At 61.5% G+C, this 6,594-nt stretch carries 5 protein-coding genes and 1 tRNA gene; all 6 read left to right on the plus strand.

Going from position 1 to position 6,594, the window contains the following annotated elements; translation table 11 throughout:
• Nucleotides 1-294 precede the first annotated feature (294 nt).
• Complete coding sequence (locus PLL20_10740) at nt 295-711, plus strand: transposase (protein ID HPD30464.1); 417 nt, start codon at nt 295-297, stop codon at nt 709-711.
• Nucleotides 712-1,350: 639 nt separating this feature from the next.
• Nucleotides 1,351-1,425 (plus strand) — tRNA-Asn (locus tag PLL20_10745).
• A gap of 67 nt (nt 1,426-1,492) precedes the next feature.
• Nucleotides 1,493-2,923 carry a hypothetical protein gene (locus tag PLL20_10750; protein HPD30465.1) on the plus strand — a complete coding sequence of 477 codons (1,431 nt, stop codon included), beginning with the start codon at nt 1,493-1,495 and terminating at the stop codon, nt 2,921-2,923.
• 241 nt (nt 2,924-3,164) lie between these two features.
• A complete protein-coding gene (locus PLL20_10755; protein HPD30466.1) occupies nt 3,165-4,820 on the plus strand; it encodes a hypothetical protein in 1,656 nt (551 codons plus the stop codon).
• Nucleotides 4,821-4,864: 44 nt separating this feature from the next.
• Nucleotides 4,865-5,494, plus strand: coding sequence for a transcriptional repressor LexA (gene lexA / locus PLL20_10760; protein HPD30467.1), 630 nt, complete (start codon nt 4,865-4,867; stop codon nt 5,492-5,494).
• A 13-nt stretch (nt 5,495-5,507) separates the two neighbouring features.
• Nucleotides 5,508-6,594 (plus strand): hypothetical protein (locus PLL20_10765; protein ID HPD30468.1); only part of this gene is annotated, 1,087 nt, incomplete at its 3' end.

The raw sequence follows: 6,594 nt of genomic DNA on the forward strand, positions 1-6,594 counted from the left end.
AGCCCGCGGATAAGCTTCCGCGGGCTTTTCCTTTATTCGTCGTGCGCACCTGCAAAAAGATCTCGCCTCTCTCGCACTTCGAGAGCACAGTCGTCGTGGCCTTGGACCCGGCTGGTGGGCGGCGTCGGACTCCTCCGGTTCGACTTCCGCAGGTTTCTCGCGTCTGCGCAACCGTGCGGCCGCATATTTCAGGAATGTCAAGTGCACGCGCGAAACCCTCGACCTCTGACCGCTTTATGATCCGGGTCCGTGAAGTTATAAGACCTTACGGCCAGACACCTGTGCGGCTTGCGCATGTTTTCGGATTACTGGGCGCTTGGGTTGCGGCTTGCACAAAGGCGGTTGGCCTTGGGCGGGGAGACGCTGCGGCGGGCCGGTGACCGATGTTCATCGCTGCGAACCGTACATCGAAGACCTTCCCCCGGTACGCCCGCAACCGCCAAGGTGGCCGAGCGCATTCGCAAGCGACGCCGCCGGCTGTTCACCTTCCTGGACGACCCGTCCTTGGAGGCCGCCAACAATCGGGCCGAGCGAGCCCTGCGCCCCGCGGTCATCGCCCGCAAATCGTCCTGCGGCAACAAGACCTTGCGCGGCAAACGCACCTGGGAGATCCTCACCAGTCTGGCTGCCACCTGCTACCAACCGAGCCAGGACTCCGTCGAGTACCTCCGGCCATTCTTGGCCCTTGCTCCCGCGCCCTCAGCTCGCTAAACACGTGCCGTCCCAAGGGATTCTCGATCCCTGCGATAACGCGGGGTAATAATCACGGAGGTATGGCTTGGGGCTCACGGCGCGCGGTCTGAGTGGGCGACCGTCGGACAAGAACGTGAGCAGAAGCTCGTGTGCGGCTTGCCCCAGCGTGGTCAGGGCTGACAGGTGCCTCGAAGTGACGCACCCCAGTCCGCGGCGGTGGAAAAGGATCAGACGGCCTCGTCTCGCCGTTCATAACGAGGGTCGCAGACCAAGGGAGAAAAACGCGCACCCTGCCGAGAGAAAACCCTTGACACCGGTACTCTTTCAGGTAGGGGTTCCGAAAAAGCTCCCAGACTGTCACGGATCGTCGGCCGGCCGGCCGGCCGGCGGCAATCTCCTCGTTGGAGTTCGTCTTTTGGGCCGCGCCTCCAATCTCCGCCAGTTTCGCCCGGCTCAGGTACTTGCCCTGGAATCAGCCTTGGCCTTCGATTACCCCTGCACGGGATGCATCCGGGGGTTGACTCACTGCCGAAAACGAATAAAGTTAGGTATATGGAGTGCCGAGCTTGGCCGGGCGCATCGGGGCGAAACTGCCACTCCCGCGCCTCGCAGCCGGCAATCCGAAATGAAGATCTGGGCCGCGAGCAAGCCCAGGATTCCCCGATAGCTCAATGGTAGAGCACCCGGCTGTTAACCGGGTTGTTGTAGGTTCGAGTCCTACTCGGGGAGCCATTATTCCCGCGATACGAGCTGGGTCGGGTGCGGGTAACCCGTACCAGACCTCAACCGTATCGCGACTATGAACGAGCACCTTCTTCACCAACTGGCGAAGGAGGTGCTTCTTTTTTGCGTTCTCCGCCGAAGCCAGGACCTCCTCGAAGTCCGCCAGGGTCTTCCGCAGGAACTCGCGGTCCAGTTCCGGCAGGCTCAGCCGTTCGCGCCGCTCCTCGAGGTCCGTCCGTTCAGTCTCCAACTCGGCCAGCTGTTCTTTGAGATCGCGGACCTTTCCGTTGCAGGTGTCGGCATCGAGTTTGCCCGTCTCGAAGGCCTCCAGATAGCGCTCCATGCGGGCCCGCACGTCGGCCATGTGCGCCTCCACCCGGCGGATGTCCTTCGTGAGGTCCGGCTTCTCGGAGTCGAGCCGCCGGTTGGCCTCCGCCCAGATACGCGTCATGAGGTCCTCGTCCTGGAACATGGCCTTGATGTCCTGGACGATGGCCGCCTCCAGGAGGTCCGCCCGAACGTAGTCCTGGTCGCAGTCGTGCGTCGAGAGCCGCTTGGTGCACACGTAGTACGGGATGCTGCCCGCGTCCTTCTTCCGGTGGCAACTGATGCCGACCATCGGCCGTCCGCACCGCTTGCACTTCATCAGGCCGGACAGCAGCCGCGAGCCGTTGTTCCACCGCCTGCCGCTCACGTCCTCCCGCCGCTGGTCCAGAATTTCCTGGGCCTGGTTGAAGAGCACCTCGGACACGATGCCGTCGTGGTTGCCTTCATAGACGACTTCGCGCCAGCGGAGTTTGCCGACGTAGACGGGGTTCCGCAGGATGTTGATGATGACCCGCTTGTCCCACTTCTTGCCGCTGCGCCTGCGGCAGCCGGAACCGTTGAGCTTCTTGCAGATGGTCTGGGTGCCTTCCTTGCCGAGCGCGTACATCGAGAACATCTTCTTCACGACGAGCGCTTCTTCCTCGCGGAGGACAAGCCCCTGCTCCGGTTCGAGCCGGTATCCGTAGGGCACCATGCCGCCCACGAAGTCGCCGCCCTTGGCCTTCTTCTCCATGCCGACCTTGGTGCGCTCGACGATGGTCGCGTGCTCGAATTCGGCGAAGACGCCGAGCATCTGGAGCATCATCTTCCCGGCGGCGTTGGCTGTGTCGAACGGCTCGGTGATGCTCTTGAGGACGATGTTCTGCTTGGTCAGCTCATCCACCATCTGGGCGAGCTCGCGGACCTTGCGGCTGAGCCGGTCCACGCGGAAGACCAGCAGCACGTCGAACGCCTTGACCGAGGCGTCGTAGAGCATCTCCTCCAAGCCGGGCCGGTTCATGTGCGTGCCGCTCTCGGTGTCGCGGTAGACCTTGTGGAGCGTCCAGTCGTCGCCGTACTGACTCTTGCAGTAGGCATCAAGCCGGTCCTTCTGGGCGTCGAGCGAGTACTTCTGGTGGTCTTCGTCGGTGCTGATCCGCGTGTAGAACGCTATTCTCGGCATCGGGCCACGTTCTCCTAACATGTTGTCCTGCGGCCACTTGCTCCGCCAATCACGATCACACCCTTGCTCATCCGGGCGAAAAAGCCAAGGGGATTCCTGCCCGGTTCTTTCATTTCTCAAAAGGCCCCTGGCGGAAGCACATGCGGGACGGCGAAAAAGCGTTTGACTTCTAACGTGCGTTAGATAGACTGGTGGCGTTCGGCCCAAGGCACTTGGGCTCAAAGGCCGGCGTCAACCGCATTGCTGAGGAGATAGAGCCATGACAGAAGAGGCAACTATTCGCATGAAGTGCCCGAGCTGCGGCGCGCTGGGGCGTGGGAAGACCTCCTACCTCACCCGCGACATCAGATGCCCGAAGTGCGGAAATACGGTTCGTTTCGTCAGGGTCTCTCTGAATAAGATCGAAGATCCCAGCCGAGCTCAGACGAAGCCTGCGACCGCCACCCGCAATGAGGCGGAGACAAGGCAACCCGCCGAGGTGTGCCTCACGATTCCGGCGAAGGCCAACGGGGTTGGTGCGTTTGACACTCCGCTCAAGATTGCAGCATGGGCGGCAGGAGGTGGGCTTCTTGTTCTGGCGCTGTCGCCTCTGTTCATATGGATAAAGTTAGGGGCCGGAGGAGTGACGGGCATTTCCGGTGATGGCAAGATTGTGCTCGGCGTGTCGATTCTTGCCATGGCCACTTACGTGGCTGTTGTGGTGAAGGGCAAGTGGATCACACCCGTATTTCTTGCTGTTCAGGCGTGGGGCACATTGGCGGTCTTCTGGATGGGGGCGCTCGTCTGGAAGGTCGGCTCCATCCTGGATTCGCCAGACATCAAGGACAATCCATTCGGCGCTCTTTTCGCCACGCAGGTAAGCCCTGGAGCAGGTCTGTATCTCGGGCTCATCGGGGGCATCGCGGTTGCTGGTGCGCTCGGCTTTCTTGTGGTTCGTCGCCTGCTGTCTGCTGGAAGCCTCAAAGCCTACTATGTCACACAAGGTCTCGGATGTGTATTTGGCATCCTGTTGGCCTTGCTTGTCGGGCCGGACCGGCCTTCGAGGCCAGAAGCTACCGAAACAGCATTTCCGGCTCCAGGCGCTCAATCCGTATCGTCTCGGGCAGGTGACATTGTGCGCCCGGGGCGAGAAGGATCTGTTGATCCAGATCGAAGCGCCCAAGAGAGGGCCGACTATATCAAGCTCGTTCACCTCTATGACCTGAAGGCCAAGTATTACACATCGGTCCTCAACGAGCGGGCTCCGGGGGTGGAGTTTAAGTTGCGCAATACCGGCCAGCGGACACTCAGCAAAGTCAAGGTCACGGTGTACTTCAGGGATGCAGGTGGGAATGTCATCGCAGAAGAGGACTACCACCCCGTGTTGCTGTCGGAATTCTCGATGCGACCCAGCAAGCCTCTCAAGCCGGGCTATGTATGGCAGATAGAGCGTGGCAAGTTCTATCAGGCGAAGGACGTTCCCACAGAGTGGCAGGAGGGCAATGTTCAGGCAATGGTGACCGAGGTCGATTTCGCAACCCCTAAGGACCTCAACATAGGGGGGCTGGACTCGCCTGAAAAGCAAACGTATCTGGGCGAACTCGATCTGTACGACTTTCAGTCCCAGTATTACACGACCGTTCTTGACGAGCGCGTGCCGGGCGTCGAGTTCAAACTGAAGAACCGTGGAAATCGCACGCTGAGGTCCGTGGAGGTGACCGTCTTCTTCAAGGATGGCAGCGGCCGAGTCATCTCGGAGGAGGATTATCACCCCGTCCTCGTGTCTGATTCCTCGTTCACCCCCGGCAAACCACTGAAGCCAGGATACGTTTGGCAGATGGAACGGGGAAAGTTCTACCAAGCACCACTGGTGCCTGACGAATGGCAAGAAGGAAGCGCGGAAGCGAAGATCACCGACTTGGAATTTGCGGATTAGATGCAGCAGTTTATGGCCTGCCGCAGAAAGAACGAGAACTGAAGATGAAGGAACTCACACCCCGCCAGCGAGAGACATTGGCCTGGGTCAAGGCGTTCATCCGCGACCACGGCATGCCGCCGACGGTGCGCGAGATCGGCGAGGCCTTCGGCATCAAGAGTTCCAGCGTCTTCCACTTGCTGAAGGAACTGGAGCGGAAGGGCTACCTGGAGCGCGGCGAACTGGGCGCGCGGTCGCTCATCGTCAAGGGCCGCAAGCGCGTGCCCTGCGGCTGCGTGGAAGTGCCCATCGTCGGCCGCATCCCGGCAGGTCGCCCCGTCGAGGCCATTGAGCACGAGACCGGGACGCTCCACGTGAACAAGGAGTTGCTTCGCGGGCGCGGCGGCTACGCGCTTCAGGTGGTCGGCGACAGCATGGTCGACGCTGGCATCCTCGATGGCGACTACGTCATCATCCGCAAGCAGGAGACCGCAGAGGACGGCGACGTCATCGTAGCGCTCATCGACGACGAGGCCACGCTCAAGCGGTTCCACCGTGAGGGCGACGGCGTCCGGCTCGACCCGGCGAACAGCCGGATGCAGCCCATCCACGTGCGGACGGGCGAGTTCAGAATCCAGGGGAAGGTGGTCGGCGTACAGCGTCACATCGGCCGCTTCCCACAACAGATGAGGTAGTAAGGAGCGGCCGATGGCGAACGACTATGCACCCAGGTTGTTCCTGCGGCAGGCGGAGAACGCGCTGCTCAGGGAGTATTTCACAGCCCGAGGCGAACTGGGCGACATCGATTGGGACAACCTCGAGGAGACGGACGTCGATGCCGTCTATACCGCGTGGCAAGCCCTGCCCGAGGATAAGGTCGAGGACGTCGAACAGGATTTCCGGGACATCTTCGACCTGGCCTCTGAGGACGGCACGCGGGCGCTGATAGACGAGAGCGGGTTTCACGACCCCGACGTGGACCTGGCGACGCAACTCGAGGCCCACGATGGCTTCCTCAACAAGGCCTTCTGGGTCTTCCTCAACCACCGAGAACTGTTCGGCCTCGTCTCCATCCTGGACCGCGCCGACCACCTCAATGGCCGCTACTGGCGCAAACGGAAAGACATGCCCAGGAAGCAGCCCGACCTTTCCGCCCGGGCGATCAAGGAACTTGGCGACGCGCTGGGGGCCTACTACCGGGAGAATCAGGGCCGCGGGAAATGGTGCAACGTCGAGCATTACATCCGGGCGGATCGCTACCACTACTTCTTCGGCTACCCGAAGGACTACACCGACACGTTCATCGGATACGACGACCAGGGGCGGTTCGAGCGGCGGCGGCAGAACCCCGCATTCGAGGTGGTCTTTGTCTATGACCCCGTGGACGGCACGCTCGACCTCTACGCGCAGGGCGACAAGAACCTGAAGCAGGACCTGCAACAACTCTTCGCCCGGACTATTCTGCATGAAGAACTCGGCGAGGAGAACAGGAATTCGCACCCCTACGAGTTGAACGGGCTCAAGAACCGCGCGTTCGCTTTCCCGACCGACCCGGCCGACCGCATCACCGAGGTGAGAATGCGGCAGATGCGGCTCTCCATCGTCGGCAACGAGCGCAAGCGCATCACGTTCGAGGTGCCGCCGAAGGGGGCGCCTGCGGAGATCCATGACCTCATGCAGGAAGCGCTGCACGAGCAACGGCTTCCGCTCTCCATGGTCAACGTGACGTCGGCGGTCATCCAGATGCGGTTCGGAAGCGGGAACGGCCGCCGGGACAGGACGGTCTCCTTCAGGA

The sequence above is a fragment of the Phycisphaerae bacterium genome (genome assembly GCA_035384605.1).
Lineage (GTDB): Bacteria > Planctomycetota > Phycisphaerae > UBA1845 > PWPN01 > JAUCQB01.

Coding starts and splice junctions, on each gene's coding strand:
- lexA (HPD30467.1), top strand. CDS start 4,865: ATGAAGGAACTCACACCCCGCCAGCGAGAGACATTGGCCTGGGTCAAG.
- PLL20_10755 (HPD30466.1), top strand. CDS start 3,165: ATGACAGAAGAGGCAACTATTCGCATGAAGTGCCCGAGCTGCGGCGCG.
- PLL20_10740 (HPD30464.1), top strand. CDS start 295: ATGTTTTCGGATTACTGGGCGCTTGGGTTGCGGCTTGCACAAAGGCGG.
- PLL20_10750 (HPD30465.1), top strand. CDS start 1,493: ATGAACGAGCACCTTCTTCACCAACTGGCGAAGGAGGTGCTTCTTTTT.